This is a genomic window from Phycisphaerales bacterium (genome assembly GCA_016699835.1).
Lineage (GTDB): Bacteria > Planctomycetota > Phycisphaerae > Phycisphaerales > UBA1924.
The window spans coordinates 1,896,595-1,913,036 of record CP064987.1 but is presented as its reverse complement, the minus strand read 5'-3'; the positions used below and the strand labels follow the sequence as shown (position 1 = coordinate 1,913,036).

The following is a 16,442-nucleotide window of genomic DNA, read 5'->3' as shown; positions in this document are numbered from 1 at the left end:
AGGCGGCCCGCCTGCCCCTACCTCGCCTACCTCTTCTTGTGCCTCGGTTTCGGAGAGCGTCCCGCCTGTGTCTACTTCTACTCACTCGACTCGAAGCACAACTCCCGCTGACATCAAAGCACACAACATCCCGCTCCAAACCAGTCTCCCGCCCACTCCCGCCGCCGCCTCATCATCAACACGCCCCACCATCAATATCCTCACCCCATGCCCGCTCGCCTCCCCACACCCGCCCTTCTCAACCTCTCCCTTCTCGTCCTCGTCCTCGCGGCGCTCCTCTGGTCCGCCATCAATCCCCACGACTATCCCACCTGGGCCCTCGAGGTCACGCCCGCCGTCGTCGGCATCGCCGTCATCCTCGCGACCCACCGCCGCTTCCCCCTCACCACGCTCGCCACCATCCTCGTCGCGATCCATTGTCTCATTCTGATCGTCGGCGGGCACTACACCTACGCCCACGTCCCCCTCGGCGAGTGGGCCCGCCACTCCTTCGACCTCTCCCGCAACCACTACGACCGCCTCGGCCACTTCGCGCAAGGCTTCGTCCCGGCGATCCTCGCGCGCGAGATCCTCCTACGAAAATCCCCATTCGCGCGCGACAAATCCCGCGGCGCACGCGCGTGGCTCTTCGTCGTCATCCTCGCCCTCTGCATGGCGATCAGCGCGATCTACGAACTCGTCGAGTGGGCCGTCGCCGAGATCGACTCCGCCGGCTCCCAGGCCTTCCTCGGCACCCAGGGCGACATCTGGGACACCCAGAAAGACATGGCCTTCTGCGGCCTGGGCGCCCTCGCCGCCCTCCTCACGCTCCCGCGCTTGCATGATCGACAACTCACGCGAGTCGCACTCGCGCACAGAGCGCCGCACGCCTCAACACCGGCGGCCACGCAAGACTCGACCGCGTCCTAGCAACCCGCGTTGAATCGCAACAGGTAGTAGAGCAGGTCGTCAATGGTCACGCCGCCGTCCAGAGTGCCCGTCCCCGATCCATCGTCCACGTCCGCCGACACGAGTCCCTGATTGAAGATCGCGAGGTAGTACAGCAGATCGTCGATCGTCACGCCGCCGTCAGGTGTGCCCGTGCCCGTGCCATCGTCCACGTCCGCGACGCAGCACGTCGCGACTGTCAGTGTGGCGACATCGCTGTGCGTAATGACGCCGCACGCGTACGACTCGACCTGGTGCCTGATCTTGATCGATGGCCCGTGCGTCCCCAGCGTCACGTTCGAGACCGTGAGATTCCGAGAGAACTCGTCCGCAACCGTGAATGTGAGCCCCGTCGAGCCCTCGCCGAAAGTCGGCCCGAAGATGTCCACCCACTGCCCGCTCGACTCGGGCGACTCCACCTGCCAGCGGCGCACCAACTCCTGGAAGTTCTCGTCGGTGACGCCGAACACGGCACTCTCGCTCGACACGCCGCCCGTCGCGCACATCGACGCGTCCTGCGGCTGGCTGCGGAAGAGCGGCGGAGCCACGTCCATCGTCGCCGGATCGCTCGTCACGCTCCCGCAACTGTTGGAGATCACCACGCGATACTGCCCGCGACGATCGCACACGCCGAACTCGTCCATCCCGATCCGCAACTGGTTCGTGTGAACGCCCTCGTAGTTGAAGAATGGATCAAACCCGCTCCAGCCCTCGCCGGGGATGTAGTGATTGGAGCAGTCGTCATCGAGGTTCAGCCACTGCCCGGGATTCTGCGGATCCTCGCGCTGCCACTGGTAGGTGAGGGGGAAGGTCCCCGAGGCGGCGACGTTCATCGCCACCCCAAGACCAACGAGGTTCTGTGTCGCCGTCCAGTCGAAGGGCTGCGAAACAATCCGCGGCGGATCGCACGCGATGCCCGCGCCGTTGAGATAGAGCACGCCGGAGGTGAACGAGACGTGGCTATTCCCGCCGTTGGTGCAGGTGTTTCGGCTGTCAAAGATGCTGAGCAGGAGCGCGTTGCTATCGGCGCTCACGCCGTTGCAGAAGGAGAGCAGAAAGCCGTCGGCGAGGATGGGGCTGGTTGGGGCGATCGTCTGGAGATAGTCGCCGAGATCGACGGGGACGCCGGCGTTGATCGAGGGGTTCCAGATGAAGACGCGCGAGGTCCCGGTCGGTCCAAGGGCGTTGTACTGGGCTGTGCCGACGATCGTGTTGCCGTCGTCGCTGATGGCGCTGGGATAGAGCGCGACGAGGATGTCGATGCTGACGCCCTCGAAGCGATCGACGGGGCGCCCCAGATTTTGCGGCATCCACGAGTTGTCTGGCTGGCGGACCCATCGGACAAGTTTGATGCCACTGACGCCAAAGGTCGCCTGGCTGAACGCGCTCGCTGGGCCACCAGCGATGACGGTGCCGGGGCTGTTGACGGGCCAGATGCTGGAGTTGCCCGAGATGCCGTCGATGATGGATTGAGTGCCGTTGGTCCAGACGCACATGCGGCGGGCGTCATAGAAGCCGCCCGAGCCGTCGGGGATGGGCCCGAGGTCGTAGCCGGTGATGACCGTGCCGTCGTAGTTCACGCGGTCGGCGCGGGTGGTCGTGGATCCGGAGTTGGAGGGGAGCGCGGCGAAAGTGCCGGTGACGGAGTCATAGCGGAAGGCGTCGAAGTGGCCACAGAGTCCGAAGCCCGGGCCACCGGTGCTGGTGGTGAGGGGCGCCCACCAGGCGCCGCCGACGATGTATCGGCCATCGCCGGAGATGTCATAGGGCGAGTTGACGGTGCCGTCGCAGCGCGTGCCGCCGAAGTATCGGCCTGTTCCCGAGTCGAGGAATCGTTCGAGCGATCCGGCGTTCACCCAGCCGTTGGCGGCGGAATAGTGGTGTGTGATGTTGGGGACCCAGCACGGATCCTGCGGCGGGCGCGGATCGCCGGGCGTGCAACCGGTCATGGATCCGAAGCAGTAGCCATTGAAGCAGTTGAGATCACCCCAGTTGGAGGTGTTCTCGAGATCGCTGACGAACTGGGAGAGGTCGGAGGAGGCGCGGACCAGCGTCGGTGTGGCGTAGGTCCCGGGGACACGAGTGAACCCGACGCCGCGCTGCCAGACGTATGGGGCGTAGGCGAAGTCCGGGCCCGATGGCGTGGATGTCCACTCGACCACTCTGCCGACGGTCTTGGTGCCTGTGGAGTCGATGTCCTCGGCGGCGGGAGTGATGACAAGGACGGGCTGCGCGAGGGCGGAGCCCGAGAGCGCGAGCAGGGTGGCGATCGAGAGTGTGGCGGGGCGCATGATGTCCTCCGTGTGTGTTTGGATCGTGTGTTCACGGACGTTGCGAGTCGGTCCGTGGGAATGCCCGGCACGGGCTGTCGCTCGCGGCGGGCGCTGGGGGAGTTTGTTTCAGGCGCGGCGCCGGCGCGAGGCGGCGAGGCCGCCGGCCGCGAGGAGCGCGAGGCCTGCCGGGGCGGGGATGGCCGTGCCGTTCACCGTGATGGCGGCGTCGGTCGAGAGGGCAGCCCAAGAGGGGAATCCGGCGTCGTAGGACGCGGAGGTCGCGCCAATGACACTGGACGAGGAGAGGCCAATCTCAGGCCCGAAGAATCCGCCCGGAGCGGCGGGGGTGATGCCGATCCAGTAGTCACCTGCGGCGAGGGACTGGGCGAGGCCGGCGGCGGTGACGGCGTAGTACGCCTGCTGAACCGTGTTGTCGAAGAGGGAGACGGCCGACATGGGGATGAGCGCGCCCGCGGGAGCGGCGGTGGGAAGCGATCCGGTCTTGGGCTGGATGTAGAGGCGTCCCTGGGTGACGGAGGTCTGCCAGGACCCGCCGGACTCGATGTCGCCGAAGTACATGGTGATGCTGTCGACGTTCCAGCCGCCGGCGGGGACGGTGATGTCGGCGACGACGTACGCCGTCACGCCAAAGGGTGGCGCGCCGGAGATCGAGTTGAAGAATCCGTTCTGCGTCTGATCAGGCGCCTGATTCCAGAGCACGTCGGCGCTTGCCATCGAAGCGCCCAGGGCCAACGCGGCCACAGCCAACACAGTCTTCGCCTTCATGATGTCCATCTCCTCTCGTTTGGGACTGTCGTCCCGTCGGTCTTGTCCGGCCGAGTTTGTGGTGTGCGGAACACCCACACACGCCTCGTTCTCGGTCCCACCTGGCGGCGACTGGTGTGGTCCACCGCCCTGACAGACATCAAGTTACCAGAGTTTCAATATCCTGTCAACTTTCCAACTGGAAAATCTTTTGGAATTTCGGCGGGTGGACTTTTGCTTTCTGCAATCTGTGGTATGATGCCCCCCAGGAGCGAGAAAGGCATGTCGCAAAGCCATTTCGAGATTGAGTGTCAGGAGGTTGTTGGGAGGCTGAAATCGGCCCTCATCGAGCTCTTTGATGCCGCGAACGCCGACCACAAGAAGCCGCAGGATGTGGCCCGGCAGTTGGGCGTCAACAAGACGCTGACGTGGAATATCGCCCGGTTTTTGGATGCGCCGGTGGCTCTGGAGGCGTTGTCGTTCGCACCGGGCGCGGCCTCGATCACGAAAGTGGCGGACGCCTTTCCCGGGGGGAAGCGGCTTGCGGAGATGAAGCAGCGCGTTCGGGACGCGGCGAGCGCGATCGACGAGATGGTGGAGCGGCACGCGGGCGATCGGAGCACGCTGGAGTTGATCCTCGACAACGTGCTCCCGGCGGAGGACCAGCGGCTGGAGGTGAGCCGTCGGTACACATTCCGGGGGCAGAGCGGGATCTTCGGTGTGCAAGCGCGAACGCGATTGAGCACATGGTTTGTGGCGCCGAACACGGAGGATCCGACGCGGCTGGACCTGGCGACGCTTCGCGGGTATGCGCGGGTCCGTCGGCTTCGGCCGAATGTCGAGTGGCCGATCTTCAAGACGCGTGTGTGGAGGACGGAGGGGCAGACGTCGGAGGAGCGCCCGTTCACGCCACTGGATCCGCGCGCGAGCGTGGAGAATCCGCTGCTGCTCGACTTCTGCCAGGGTGATGTGCCCAAGGTTGAGTTGACGGCGACGCCGGAGGGGACGAACTACATGCTCCGGAGTGGGCTTGTGGGAAACGCCGGGGCGTTTGATGTCTTCGCCGGGGAACTGCTTAGGAGCGGCGAGGATCGGTTCGCCGCGCCCGGGGATGACATTGGCGAGGTGGGAACGTCGATCACGACGCCGAGCGAGCATCTGGTGTTTGATCTTCTCTACCACCGATCGCTGACGAATCTAGACCATGTCGAGTCGCTGGTGTTCGGGCAGATCTATCCGCAGGGGGAGCGGACTCCGGCGTCGGACGATCCGCGAGTGCTGCCTTTGAAACCCCGGGTGGTGCGGATCGCGGGCTCGCCGCCGGCGGTGGCGACGACGCGTGTGCCGCGGTATGCGGAGATGGTGCAGATGGTCTTCGATCGCGCGGGGTGGTCCCCGAACGACTTTGTGGGGATGCGTGTGGAGATCGACTATCCGCCGCTGCACTCGCAGGTGATGCTGCGATTCCCGCTGGAGCGTCGCGCCCCGTGAAGGTGTGATCGGTGCGCCCGGCTTGTTCGCGCGCGTGCGACGAGTGCGGGACATGATGTCTACTTGACGTGCTCCAGGAACCACTCGCCGAGGTCTTCCTCGCGGTAGGCCTTGTCCCACGAGTTGTGGTTCACGCCGGGGTAGTAGGACTGGGTGACGATCGCGCCGAGGGCCTTGGCTTTGGCGGCGAGGTCCCTGGTCTTCTGGGGCGGGACGACGTTGTCGGCCTCGCCATGGAAGGCCCAGATGGGCATGCCTTTGAGGGAGTCGGTGAGGATGGCCGGGTCGCCGTAGCCGCAGACCGGGGCGAGGGCGGCGAAGAGGTCCGGGTGCTTGGCGCCGATGGCCCACGTGCCGGCGCCGCCCTGCGAGAGGCCGGTCAGATAGATCCGCTTGGGGTCGATGTTGAATCGCTCTTGAGTTTCGCGGAGGACGGCCATGACGAGGTCATCGTGTTCGATCCACTGGGTCTTGGCCACGGGCTTCTGGGGGAGGGCGATGACGAAGGGCCAGGCTTCCGGCTCGCCGAGGGCTGCGGGGAAGAGGCCGACGGCGGCCTGTCGCTGGCCGTCGGTGCCGCACTCGCCGCGACCATTGAGGAAGATGATGAGGGGCCAGGGCTTGTCGTTGGATTTGTACTCGCGCGGGGCGTAGACGGCGTAGAGGTGGCTGGCGTCGTTGACTGTGACGGACGTGTACAACAGGCCGTTGTTGTTGGCGCTCATAGCGGAGGCGGGATCGGTCATGCCGCGGCAGCCGACGAGCGCGAAGGCCACGATGGCGAGCATCGCGAGGGCGCACCACTCGGCATGCGAGGGGCGGGAACCCGGAGTCTCAGTGGTGCGCATGCGCGTTTTTCTTTCCGCTGGCGTACTCGTCGAGGATCTCGACCGCCTGGGCTGGGGTCAGATTCTCGTAGAGGGTGTGATCCACGAGCATGGCGGGGGCCGTTCCACAGGAACCGAGGCACTCGAGTTCGATGAGGGTGAAGGTGCCGTCGTCGGTGGTCTCGCCGACGTCGATGCCGAGTTTGGTTCGGACGGCGTCGGTGATCTCGGGCTGGCCACAAAACTCGCAGGCGATGGACCGGCAGACCTGGACGAGGTGCTTGCCCTTGGGCCTCAGCCAGTATTCCTCGTAGAACGAGGCGCAGTCGATGACCTCGGCGGGGGACATCGAGAGGAACTGGGCGATCTCCATCATGGCCTGGTGGGGCACCCAGCCATAGTCGTGCTGGATCATGTGGAGGGCGGGGAGGAGGGCGCCCGCGGGCTTCTGGTAGCGCGGGAGGTAGGTGGTGGTGAGCATGTCGCGCATCGCGGGCGTGAGGTAGGGCTGATCGCGACGCTCGATCTTGGTGGTGCCGGAGGGTTTGGTGATCCAGGCCATGGTGTCTAAGCGTAGGTGGGCGAGTTTGGCGTCGAACGCCGAAGGTTGTGGTGGGAGGTGCGGCAATGCGGACGAGTTCTGGGCTCTTTCGGATGCGGCGCGTGTGGATTCTGGTGACCATGGCGATGGCCTGCGCGGACGGGGCGTGTGCCAGGGACCATGGCCTGCGGTCGGATCTCAACCCAGACCGCGACCCCACGGCGAACCGGTGGTCGGCGCTTGAGGAGGAGTTGCTGATGTCGGAACCTGACGACGAGTAACACCCGGGACCGCGTCTATTGCAGGGCGACGGGCATGACGACGTACATGAAGTCCTGGCCGGACTTGATGAGGGCGGGCTTGCTTGGGGCCTTGAGTTCCATGATGACCTGGGGCTCGTTCATGACCTTCAGGGCGTCAATGATGAAGGCGGGGTTGAAGCCGATCTCGATGTCGGTGCCCTCGTAGGCGGCGACATCGACCTTGATCTCGGCTTCGCCCATTTCCGGGGCGCGGCTGGCGAGTTCGAGTCGCTTGTCCTTGCCCGAGAAACTCATGCGGACGCCACGCGATTCCTCGTTGGTGAGGACGGCGGCACGACGGACGGCCGAGGCGAGGACGTCGCGGTCGAAGGTGACTTTCTTGTCCTGGTCGCGGGGGATGGCGTCCTCGTAGGGCGGGAAGGCGCCCTCGACGAGGTTGCTGAAGAGAATGGCACGCCCTCCGAGGCTGAAGACGATCTGGTTGTCGGTGATGGCGATGGCGACCTGCTCCTCGGGGTCGCCGATGAGTTTGAGGAGCATGGAGAGGGCCTTGGTGGGGACGATGCAGGAGACGGGCTTGGCTTCCTTCTCGGCCTGGCCAGTGAGATTGGCGCGGGCGAGAGCGAGGCGGCGGCCATCGGTGGCGACGAGTTCGAGGCGCTTGCCGTCACGCTTGAAGAGGACGCCGGAGTAGGCGAAGCGGGAGTTCTCGCGGGCGGTGGCGAAGAGGGTGCGCCCGATGAGGGCCTGGAGGCTGCCCGCGGGGTGGGTCATGACGGCCTTGGCCTTCTGGACCTCGGCGGAGCCGCTGACGACGGTCTCGAAATCGGGGATGGGGGGGAAGTCGGCGGGCGGATAGCCATGGACGCGGAAGTGGGCGTCGGTGCCCCGGATATGGCAGGTGTCGCCCTCGGTCTCGAGGGTGAGGGTGGGGTCGTGCTCTTCGGCGGAGATGATCTGGCGGAGTTTGTCGGCGGGGATGAGGGCCTCGCCGGGCTGGGACACGTCGACCTGGCTGATGATGAGTTTGAGGGCGAGTTCGGCGTCGGTGGCGAGGAGGGCGAGTTCGCCGGCCTTGCCGCTCTTGGTGGCGATGAGTTTGGCGCAGGTGAGTTGGACTCGGGGTGTGCGCGAGGCGACAGCGCCGGAGACGGCGTTGACGGCCTCGAGGAGCGCGCTGCGATCACAGATCACCTTCATGGTGGTTCCAGCCTTCCTGTAGTCGATTCGGGCGCGAAAAACGCCTCGAGTGGGCAAGTGTACCGCGATCGTGGACGACGGGCGGGCAAGCGGGGTGTTTGGCTCGACTTGCGCCCATGGTCGGCGGGGTGAGCCGGTCGATAGGCGAAGAAAAGTTGGGGAAGCATGGGAATCGGGAAGAAATCGTCTTGCCCGATGGGCCGGGGTCCCAGATACTCATCGGTCCGATGCGTCGGGCTGGCGTGGGGTCGTGTTGGGGGCGGGTGCCTGTGCCGGCGTGGGCGTGTTGGTGGAGCCGCGATGCGGGCCTGGATGGCTTGTGTTGTGGTCGTGTTTGGTGTGTTTTTTCGTGGTCCCTGATTGTGTTGTGGACTTTGTCATGCCGCCCGTGCGGGACGAGGGTCCTCTCGGGTGTAGGAGGTAGTGCCGATGTCGTTCGAAGCCGCGATCCATGCCCAGGCTCTGGAGATTGATCGGATGTCGCTGGAGATGTGCGCGAGCGCGGGGAGCGGACACCCGACGAGCGCGATGAGCCTGGGGCACCTTGTGACGGTGGCGATGTTCGCGTCGATGCGGTGGAGCCCGGACTATCCGTCGTATCCGACGAGCGACCGGCTTGTGTTGAGCGAGGGGCACGCGGTGCCGGCGGTGTATGCGGCGGCGGCGAAACTGGGCGTGATGGTCGGCGTGGGCGACGCGAAGCGGAAACTGAAGGTTGAGGATCTCGCATCGCTGCGCATGGGAACGAGTGTTCTGGAGGGGCACCCCAACCCGATGGAAGGGTTCTCGTTCTTTGATGCGGCGACGGGCTCGTTGGGGCAGGGGCTGAGCGTGGCGGCGGGGATCGGCGAGGGGGCGCGCCTCGACAAGATTGACAAGCGCGTCTTCTGCATCGTGGGCGACGGCGAGTCGCGCGAGGGGCAGATCGCCGAGGCGATGGACTACATCGTCGATCGGAAGTTGACGAACGTGTTGACGATCTTCAACTGCAACGAGTATGGGCAGGCGGATCGCGTGTCGGCGCAGCAGTCGCCGGAGGTTCTGGCGGCGAAACTCGAGGCCGCGGGCTTCCAGGTGAAGACGATCGACGGTCACAACCCGACGCAGATCAAGGCGGCGTTCGACGCGTTTAGCGAGGTGTCGAAGAGCACGACGGGCAAGCCGATGGCGATCGTGGCGAAGACGGTGAAGGGGTGGGGCGCGCCGAGCATCCAGGGGAACGGGTGGCACGGGAAGCCCCCGACGGGCGAGTCGCTGAAGCGCGCGATCGGCGAGTTGGACGAGCGCCGGATCGAGTTGACGAGCGCGCTGTCGCCCGCGGATCAGTTCACGATCCAGCCGCCGGCGGAGATCAAGCCCAAGCCCTCGGCGGAGGTCGAGATCCCGTCGCTGTCGGCGATGATGAAGTCGATGGACATGGAGTCGGCGATGCACTCGGGGTCGATGGCGACGCGTCGGGCGTATGGCATCGGCCTGCGGGCACTGGGGAAGGCGTCGGACCGGATCGTCGTGCTCGACGCGGACGTCTCGAACTCGACGTTTGCCGAGACGTTCCGCAAGGATCCGGCGCTGGCGAGCCGGTTCATGGAGTGCAAGATCGCGGAGCAGAACATGGTGTCGCTGGGGGTCGGGCTGTCGGCGGCGGGGAAGGTGCCTTTCTGCTCGACGTTCGCGAAGTTTGCGACGCGGGCGTATGACCAGATCGAGATGGCGATCTATTCCGGGGCGAACCTGAAGATCATCGGGAGCCACTGCGGCGTGACGCTGGCGGCGGATGGGCCGAGCCAGATGGCGCTCCCCGACGTGGCGTGGTTCCGCTCGTTCACGACGATGCGCGACCACCGCGGGAACCCGGGGTGCTACATCCTTCAGCCGGCAGACGCGTTCGCGGCGTATGCGCTCACCGAGGTCATGGCGGAGTATGAGGGCGTGTGCTATATGCGGACGCTGCGCCCGGAGACCGAGTTCCTGTATAGCGATGATGCCGTGTTCAACCTCGGCGGGTTCGAAGTGCTGCACGAGGGTCGGGACATTGTGTTGTGTGCCGCGGGGTACATGGTGCACGAGGCGAACAAGGCGATCGAACTGCTCGACAAGGCGGGGGTCTCGGCGACGCTGGTGGACCTGTACTCGATCCCGTTCGACACGGACGCGCTCCTGGATATCGTGGGCGAGAACAACTTCAACGTGATGACGATCGAGGACAACTTCGGCGGCGGGATCGGCTCGGCGGTGTGCGACGCGCTGGCGGACTCGGGCGACGCGTTCACGCTGCGGCAGATGCACGTGCGTCGGATCCCCAAGAGCGCGCGGTCGGCGGACGAGGTGCTCAAGATGTGTGGGTTGACCGCGGACGACATCAAGAGCGCGGCGATGAAGATGCTGGGGGTGTGACGGCGGGTGTGGCCGGCGCGGAGATGGACTCGGGCCCTGTCTCGATGCTCACGGTGTCGAGATCTGTGGCGACGTGTGCCGCGCGAAGGGTTCGCTCGCGACGGTCGAGAGTGATGAATCGGCATCAAGGATCGACCCGGTCGCGCGATTGATTTCGGTGATGCCGTGGGCCGTGCGCGTGGATTTGCTTTGCCTGGTCTCGTCGCGGATCTGGGCGTTGACGCGCTGGGCGTGGTCGTTGACGTAGCCCCGGGCGTGGTCGAGGTGGACGCAGGGGGTGCGGAAGCGGACCTGGAGGCCCTTGATGCCGGCGTTGGTGAGCCGCATGCCGAACTCGCGGTCCTCGCCTCCCCATTCCATTCGTTCGTCGAAGCCGTTGACCTTGAGGGCGTCGTCTTTCCAACAAGAGGCGTTGTGGCCGTTCCAGGTTGGGGCTGTGGTTGTGATTCGATCGCTGAGCCGGGCGAAGAACGAGGAGGTCGAGAGTCGCTTGGCGTAACGGAGGCTTCGGGGCATGCCGAGTGAGCGGAGGTGGGTGTATGAGGTTGCACGGCCTTGGAGTGCGTCGTCGATCGTGAGGCGTTCGCTGACCTGACCAGTGAGTTTGAGGTAGCCGCCGGAGAGGAATCGACCCTTTGTGGCGAGGGCGAGGTGGGTGTGGACGAAGTCGGGACGTGGGAGGCAGTCGCCGTCGGAGAAGATGAGGTAGTCGGTTGTGGAAGCGAGGATGGCGAGGTTGAGGGCGCGGCACTTTCGGAAGCCGTGGTCCTCATGCCATGAATGGGTGATGGAGAGGGCCCAGTCTTGGCGGGCGCGGTCGATGACGGCCTTGGTGTCGGGGCGTGAGCCATCGTCGGCGATGACGATCTCGAAGTCCTTGGTGTCCTGGGCGGCGAAGGCGGCGAGGGAGCGCTCGAGGAGGCTTGGGGCGTTGTAGGTGCTGAGGATGACCGAGCAGGCAATGGGCATGGCAGGACGATATCGAGGGGGAAACCCCGCCGCAACCTTGGATCGTGAGACACGGAATGTCGCGTGGCTCGGGTTTAGCAGCCCGCGTTGAATCGTGTGAGGAAGTAGAGGAGGTCGTCGACGGTGACGCCGCCATCGGGTGTGCCGGTGGCGCTGCCGTTGTCCACGTCGGCGGCGAGTGCTCCCTGGCCATAGATGGTGAGGTAGTAGAGGAGGTCGTCGACGGTGACGCCGCCGTCGGGCGTGCCGGTGCCCGTGCCGTCGTCGACATCGGCGACGCAGGCGGGTGCGGGGTTCACGGTGACGGTGAGGGTGTCGGTATCGATGGCGGTGTCGTCATCGGTGACGGTGAGGGTGATGGCGTGGACGCCGACGGGGAGTGAGACGTTGGCGGTGGCGCTGGGGCCCTGGGCGAGGATGGTGGGGCCTTCGGCGAATGTGTACTGGACGATGGTGCCGTCGGTGTCGGAGGAGGCCGAGGCGTCGAGGGTGACGGATTCGGAGCCGGAGTTGTCGATGTCGGTGACGGTGATGTCGGGTCCGGCGTTGGCGGTGGGCGGTGCGTTGGGCGCGGGGTTAATGGTGATGACGACGGTGTCGGTGTCGACGCTGAAGTCATCGTCGGTCACCGTCAGTGTGATGGTGTGAACGCCGACGGGGAGAGAGATGTTGGCCGTGGGACTGGCGCTCTGGGCGAGGTTGGTCGCGCCTTCCTGGAAGAGGTAGTCGATGATGGTGCCGTCGGTATCGAAAGAGGCGGAGGCGTCGAGGGTGACGGTCTCGAAGCCGGAGTTGTCGTTGTCGGTGACGGCGAAGTCCGGGCCGGCGTCGGCGACGGGATCCTGGTTGCCCGCGACGACCTCGCCCATGAGGGTGACGAGTCGCGTGGGTTGATCGGGGTCGCTGGAGGTGATGGTCAGGGTGCCGGTTTTGATGCCGGGGGTCGCGGTGAACATGGAGATGTTGTGGCTGTTGGTGCCGCCGCCTGCGGCGTCGGAGAAGGATCCGCCTGGTGCGCCGAAGCCCGAGGAGGCGGAGAGGGTGTAGGTGAGGTTGGAGATGCCGGCAGCGGTCCAGAGGGCGGTATTGCCGGCGTTGGAGATGGAGATGGATTGCGAGGCGAGGCCGCCGACGGGGACCTGGCCGAAGTTGATGACGGTGGGCGAGGTGATCTTGGCGGGGACCTTGAAGTCGGCGATGATGGGGAGGTGGCCTCCGGCGCCGGCGGTGTTGATGAGGGCCTGGGCGATGGCGGCTCCGACCATGGTGTTGCCGGTGGTGCGAAGGGGGAGGTTGTAGGCGGTGCCGTCGTTCCCCCACGAGCGGTAGGAGTGGTTGGGGTCGTTCCAGGTGGTGGTGGAATAGGGGATGGCGGGGTTGCCGATGTACTCGATGCCGGCGCCATCGAAGAGGCCGGCGGTGATGAGCATCTGGTCGTGGCGGTCGTCCATCTGTCCGGCGGGGTCCTGGGTGTGGACGATGTCGAAGGCGGCGTTGTTGTTCCAACTTCCGGGTGTGGCAATGGGGTCGAAGAAGCGTCCTGTGTTGATGGCCTGGACGCCGACCATTTCCTGGTATTCTGCGGCGGAGGAGGTGGTGATATTGGTGTCGCCGCCGAAGATGGCGAGGTATCCGGCGGGGAGTCCGGAGCCGACGAAGGAGGTGTCCAGTCCCTCGGCGTTGTCGCGGAGGCGTTCGGCCTCGATGAGTCGGCGGCCGGCGTCGTTTGTGCCGCCCTGGGCCTTGAAGTGGGCGCTATAGAGCCCGATGGTGGCGGACGGGGCGGAGTAGCCGAGGGGACGGAAGTCGTATCGGTTGGTGTTGCGTGGCTGGTTGGTGGTGCTCGAGGAGCCGATGGCGGTGATGGTCATGGCGAGGTACTGGACCTTGCTGGTGCGATAGAAGAAGGCGTTGTCGGTGTCGGCGCCGTCGTTGAAGGCGCCTGCGGCCCAGTCGCCGGGGCTGCCTGGGGCGGTGTTGAGCATGGCGAGGAAGTTATTGACGGCGGCCTGGTTGATGAACTCCTGGCCGATGATGACGTCGGGGGACATGGACTTTCCGGCGAGGGCGAGTCCCGTGGGGATGACGCCATAGAACGCGGCCTGGAAGTCGGCGTTTCGGGAGGTGTCGGTGGTGAAGTTGGTGACGTTCCAGGTGCAGATGCGCAACTGGGCGTGGGCGGAGGCGGCGCCAACGGCGGCGGCGATGAGGCCGGCGAGACGGATCGATCGATTGGTCATGGCTCTGCACACTCCCCGAACGAGTTGAAACGTGATTCATCCAAGATCAGCAGCCCGCGTTGAAGCGGACGATGAAATACAGCAGGTCGTCAATGGTAACGGCACCATCGGGCGTGGCGGTCGACGAGCCGTCGTCCACGTCGGCGGCGATGTCGCCCAGATTGAAGACGGCGACGAAGTAGAGGAGATCGTCGATGGTGACGGCGCCGTCGGGCGTGCCCGTGCCGCTGCCGTCGTCCTTGTCGGCGACGCATGTGGGAACGGTTGGACAGGAGATTTTGGTGACGACGACATCGTCGATGGCGGCCTCGACGACGGAGGCGTTTCCCGTGTCCTGAGCGATGAATCGGAGACGGACGAGGCTCGAGGGAACGAATCCCGGGATGTCGCTGGTGTTGAAGGTGTGCTGGATCCAGCCGCCGACGTTTTCGGTGGTTGGGCCGACGGTCTCGACGGGGTTCCAGGTGATGCCGTTGGTCCCGGAGATCTCGATGGGGAAGGTGTCGGAGTTCGCCTGGCCTGAGTTGGTGGCGTTGTGGAACCATCGCCAGTAGGAGATGGTGGTGTCGAGAGCACCGGAGAGGTCGAGTGGGGGGCTGAGGAGGATGGTGTTGCCGCCGTCGATGTCGGCGGCGCCGACCGGTCCGCCGGGCGTGCCGTTGCCGGTGACGAAGCAGATTGTTCCTGACGCGGAATGGTCGTCCTCGGGTTGGGCGGTGGTGCCGACGGGATCGGCGCGGACCCATTGGCCTGTGGCCGCGGTGCTGTTGACGGTCCACCCGCGATCGGACTCGAAGTCGTCTTCGAGGACGGTGATGGCGACGCCGGCGGAGGTTGCGAGGAGTGTGGCGGGCGCGTCGGCGGGGTAGGTGGCGATGGCGCCGGCGGTCCCTCTCGCGGAGACGAAGTACTCGATGGTTTGGCCGCACGCGATGAGGGGGAGTGACGCGCGGTACTGGTTGCCGGCGACGAGATTCATCGGGGCGGTCTGGAAGGTGCTCTCACCCTGAAGGCGGAAGTTGAGAGTGGGCGAGCCGGGCTGGATGGCCTGGAGATTGCCGACGATGTCGAAGTCTGCGGAGACTGGTGCGTTTGGCGGGACGACGCGCGGGGTTTCGCCGATCTGGGAGATGGCGATGTTGGGTGCGGTGATCTGGATGGACAACGAGTACAACTGGGCCTCGAGCGGGGCGTCGCTCTCGGCGACGCGGATGAAGTAGTCGCCGGCGGCGGGAAGGATTGCCGTGGCGGTCTCGGCGGCGCCGAGTGGCTGGGTGTTGGCGTTGGCGAGGATGTTGGTGCCATTGGTCGCGAAGATCTGGACCTCGAGGTTGGCGATCTGTGCGGAGTTGATGATGTTTCCGGAGAAGCAGGCTCCGGTGGCGTTGTCCTGATCGGAGTCGTCGTAACTGGTGCCGACGGGGGTGACGGTGGCACCGACCTGGGTGTTGGCGGTGGCGGTGAAGCGGAACCAGTCCTGCTCGGCGTTGGCGTCGATGCTGAGCGTGGAGCCGAAGGGGATGCTGGGCGCGGGGGGCGTGCCGAGGACCGTGGTGCCTGCGGGGAGCGAGCCGAGGACGGTGGCCTGGGCGGCGGAGTTGTTGGGCTCGAAGGGGTCGCCGTAGTCCCGTTGGACGGCGCGGAGGTCGTCGTGGCGCGGGCCGTCGAACGAGTTATTGGCAAAGGGCTCCATGAGTTTGGTGCCGCTGACGGGGCAGACGTGGGCGAACCCGAGGCCGTGCCCGTGCTCGTGCATCACAACGTTCCGGAGCGCTCTGGAGTTGTTCGATGTGTTGGTGAAATAGGAGTCGGCGGTGTCGAGGACCATGTCGCCCTGGTTGGGGAAGAAGTTGTACGCGAGGACGTTGGAGTTGCCGTCGATCGGGTGGCCGCCGATGCGGACATCGCCTCGGACGTTGAGGGAGCCGTTGGTGTTGGGGAAGACGGCACCGTCGTCGTTGGGCTCGAAGACGTAGTTCACCCCGGAGAGTTGGGACCAGCGGTCGAAGGCCTGCTGGAAGAGGGACTGCCAGGCGGCGGTGTTGTTGGCATAGATGGTGTTGAGGCGAGCCTGGAGATCGCTGGTGCCGCCGTTGGTGATCTGGGTGCCGTCGGGGACGAAGGAATAGCGGAGGGTGATGGGTTCACCGAGGGAGGTTGAGGGATTGGTGACGGTGGAGGTCCAGCGGTCCACGGGATTGGCGCGGGGCGTGAGTCGGTTGAGCGTGGTCTGGATGGCGGCGACGACGGACGGGTCGGTCCCCGGGGCAAAGCACATGGCGAAGGGGGCGTCGGCGACACCGTCCTTGGACCAGCGGAGCATCAGCGCCTGATAGACGGGATCGAGGGCGGCGTAGTCGCTGGCGTCGATGAGGCCGGCGAGCGAATCGGGGAGGGGCGCGGCCTGGACGAGCGTGATCGGGAGGAGGTCCTCGGACTTGGGCGAATCGCCGCAGTCAGGATCCGGGCAGGCGTGGGCCGTGGCAGCGAAGAGGACACCCAGCGCCAGGGCGGCGTGCGAAGGAACGATCTGTGGCATTGAGTCTTCCGAT

The 16,442-nt window shown here is 65.7% G+C and carries 12 protein-coding genes; 4 read left to right on the top strand and 8 right to left on the bottom strand.

Annotated elements, in window-relative coordinates; all coding sequences use genetic code 11:
- Nucleotides 1-207: 207 nt before the first annotated feature.
- Nucleotides 208-909 (top strand): DUF2238 domain-containing protein, encoded by a 702-nt coding sequence (locus IPK69_07980; protein ID QQS07948.1) that lies wholly within the window; start codon nt 208-210, stop codon nt 907-909.
- On the opposite strand, the gene IPK69_07975 is transcribed toward IPK69_07980, so the two are convergent.
- The gene (locus IPK69_07975; GenBank protein QQS07947.1) at nt 906-3,218 is read right to left on the bottom strand and encodes a hypothetical protein; all 2,313 of its coding nucleotides are present in this window, start codon (nt 3,216-3,218) and stop codon (nt 906-908) included. The genes IPK69_07980 and IPK69_07975 overlap by 4 nt on opposite strands.
- Before the next feature lie 108 nt (nt 3,219-3,326).
- Entirely contained in the window at nt 3,327-3,986 is a 660-nt protein-coding gene (locus IPK69_07970) for a hypothetical protein (protein ID QQS07946.1), read from the bottom strand.
- 261 nt (nt 3,987-4,247) lie between these two features.
- Between IPK69_07970 and IPK69_07965 the strand changes: the two genes are divergently transcribed.
- Complete coding sequence (locus IPK69_07965; protein ID QQS07945.1) at nt 4,248-5,456, top strand: hypothetical protein; 1,209 nt, start codon at nt 4,248-4,250, stop codon at nt 5,454-5,456.
- Between the two features lie 59 nt (nt 5,457-5,515).
- Here IPK69_07965 and IPK69_07960 read toward each other — a convergent pair whose 3' ends face one another.
- Together IPK69_07960 and nuoE are read right to left on the bottom strand one after the other, a co-directional pair.
- Nucleotides 5,516-6,304, bottom strand: a complete 789-nt coding sequence (locus tag IPK69_07960; protein ID QQS07944.1) for a prolyl oligopeptidase family serine peptidase — start codon at nt 6,302-6,304, stop codon at nt 5,516-5,518.
- On the bottom strand, nt 6,291-6,845 hold the full coding sequence (gene nuoE, locus IPK69_07955) for an NADH-quinone oxidoreductase subunit NuoE (protein QQS07943.1): 555 nt from the start codon (nt 6,843-6,845) through the stop codon (nt 6,291-6,293). The genes IPK69_07960 and nuoE overlap by 14 nt, the downstream gene beginning before the upstream one ends.
- A gap of 119 nt (nt 6,846-6,964) precedes the next feature.
- Here nuoE and IPK69_07950 point away from each other — a divergent pair, with 119 nt between their 5' ends.
- Nucleotides 6,965-7,105, top strand: coding sequence for a hypothetical protein (locus tag IPK69_07950; protein QQS07942.1), 141 nt, complete (start codon nt 6,965-6,967; stop codon nt 7,103-7,105).
- A 15-nt stretch (nt 7,106-7,120) separates the two neighbouring features.
- Here the strand turns inward: IPK69_07950 and dnaN are convergent, their stop codons facing one another.
- A complete protein-coding gene (dnaN, locus tag IPK69_07945; GenBank protein ID QQS07941.1) occupies nt 7,121-8,287 on the bottom strand; it encodes a DNA polymerase III subunit beta in 1,167 nt (388 codons plus the stop codon).
- Between the two features lie 429 nt (nt 8,288-8,716).
- On the opposite strand from dnaN, the gene IPK69_07940 reads away from it, so the two are divergent.
- A complete protein-coding gene (locus IPK69_07940) occupies nt 8,717-10,681 on the top strand; it encodes a transketolase (protein ID QQS07940.1) in 1,965 nt (654 codons plus the stop codon).
- Nucleotides 10,682-10,729: 48 nt separating this feature from the next.
- Here IPK69_07940 and IPK69_07935 read toward each other — a convergent pair whose 3' ends face one another.
- The 3 genes from IPK69_07935 to IPK69_07925 form a co-directional block, all read right to left on the bottom strand.
- A complete protein-coding gene (locus IPK69_07935; GenBank protein QQS07939.1) occupies nt 10,730-11,650 on the bottom strand; it encodes a glycosyltransferase family 2 protein in 921 nt (306 codons plus the stop codon).
- A 74-nt stretch (nt 11,651-11,724) separates the two neighbouring features.
- Nucleotides 11,725-13,890 carry a hypothetical protein gene (locus IPK69_07930; protein QQS07938.1) on the bottom strand — a complete coding sequence of 722 codons (2,166 nt, stop codon included), beginning with the start codon at nt 13,888-13,890 and terminating at the stop codon, nt 11,725-11,727.
- A gap of 46 nt (nt 13,891-13,936) precedes the next feature.
- Nucleotides 13,937-16,429, bottom strand: a complete 2,493-nt coding sequence (locus IPK69_07925) for a matrixin family metalloprotease (protein QQS07937.1) — start codon at nt 16,427-16,429, stop codon at nt 13,937-13,939.
- Nucleotides 16,430-16,442 lie beyond the last annotated feature (13 nt).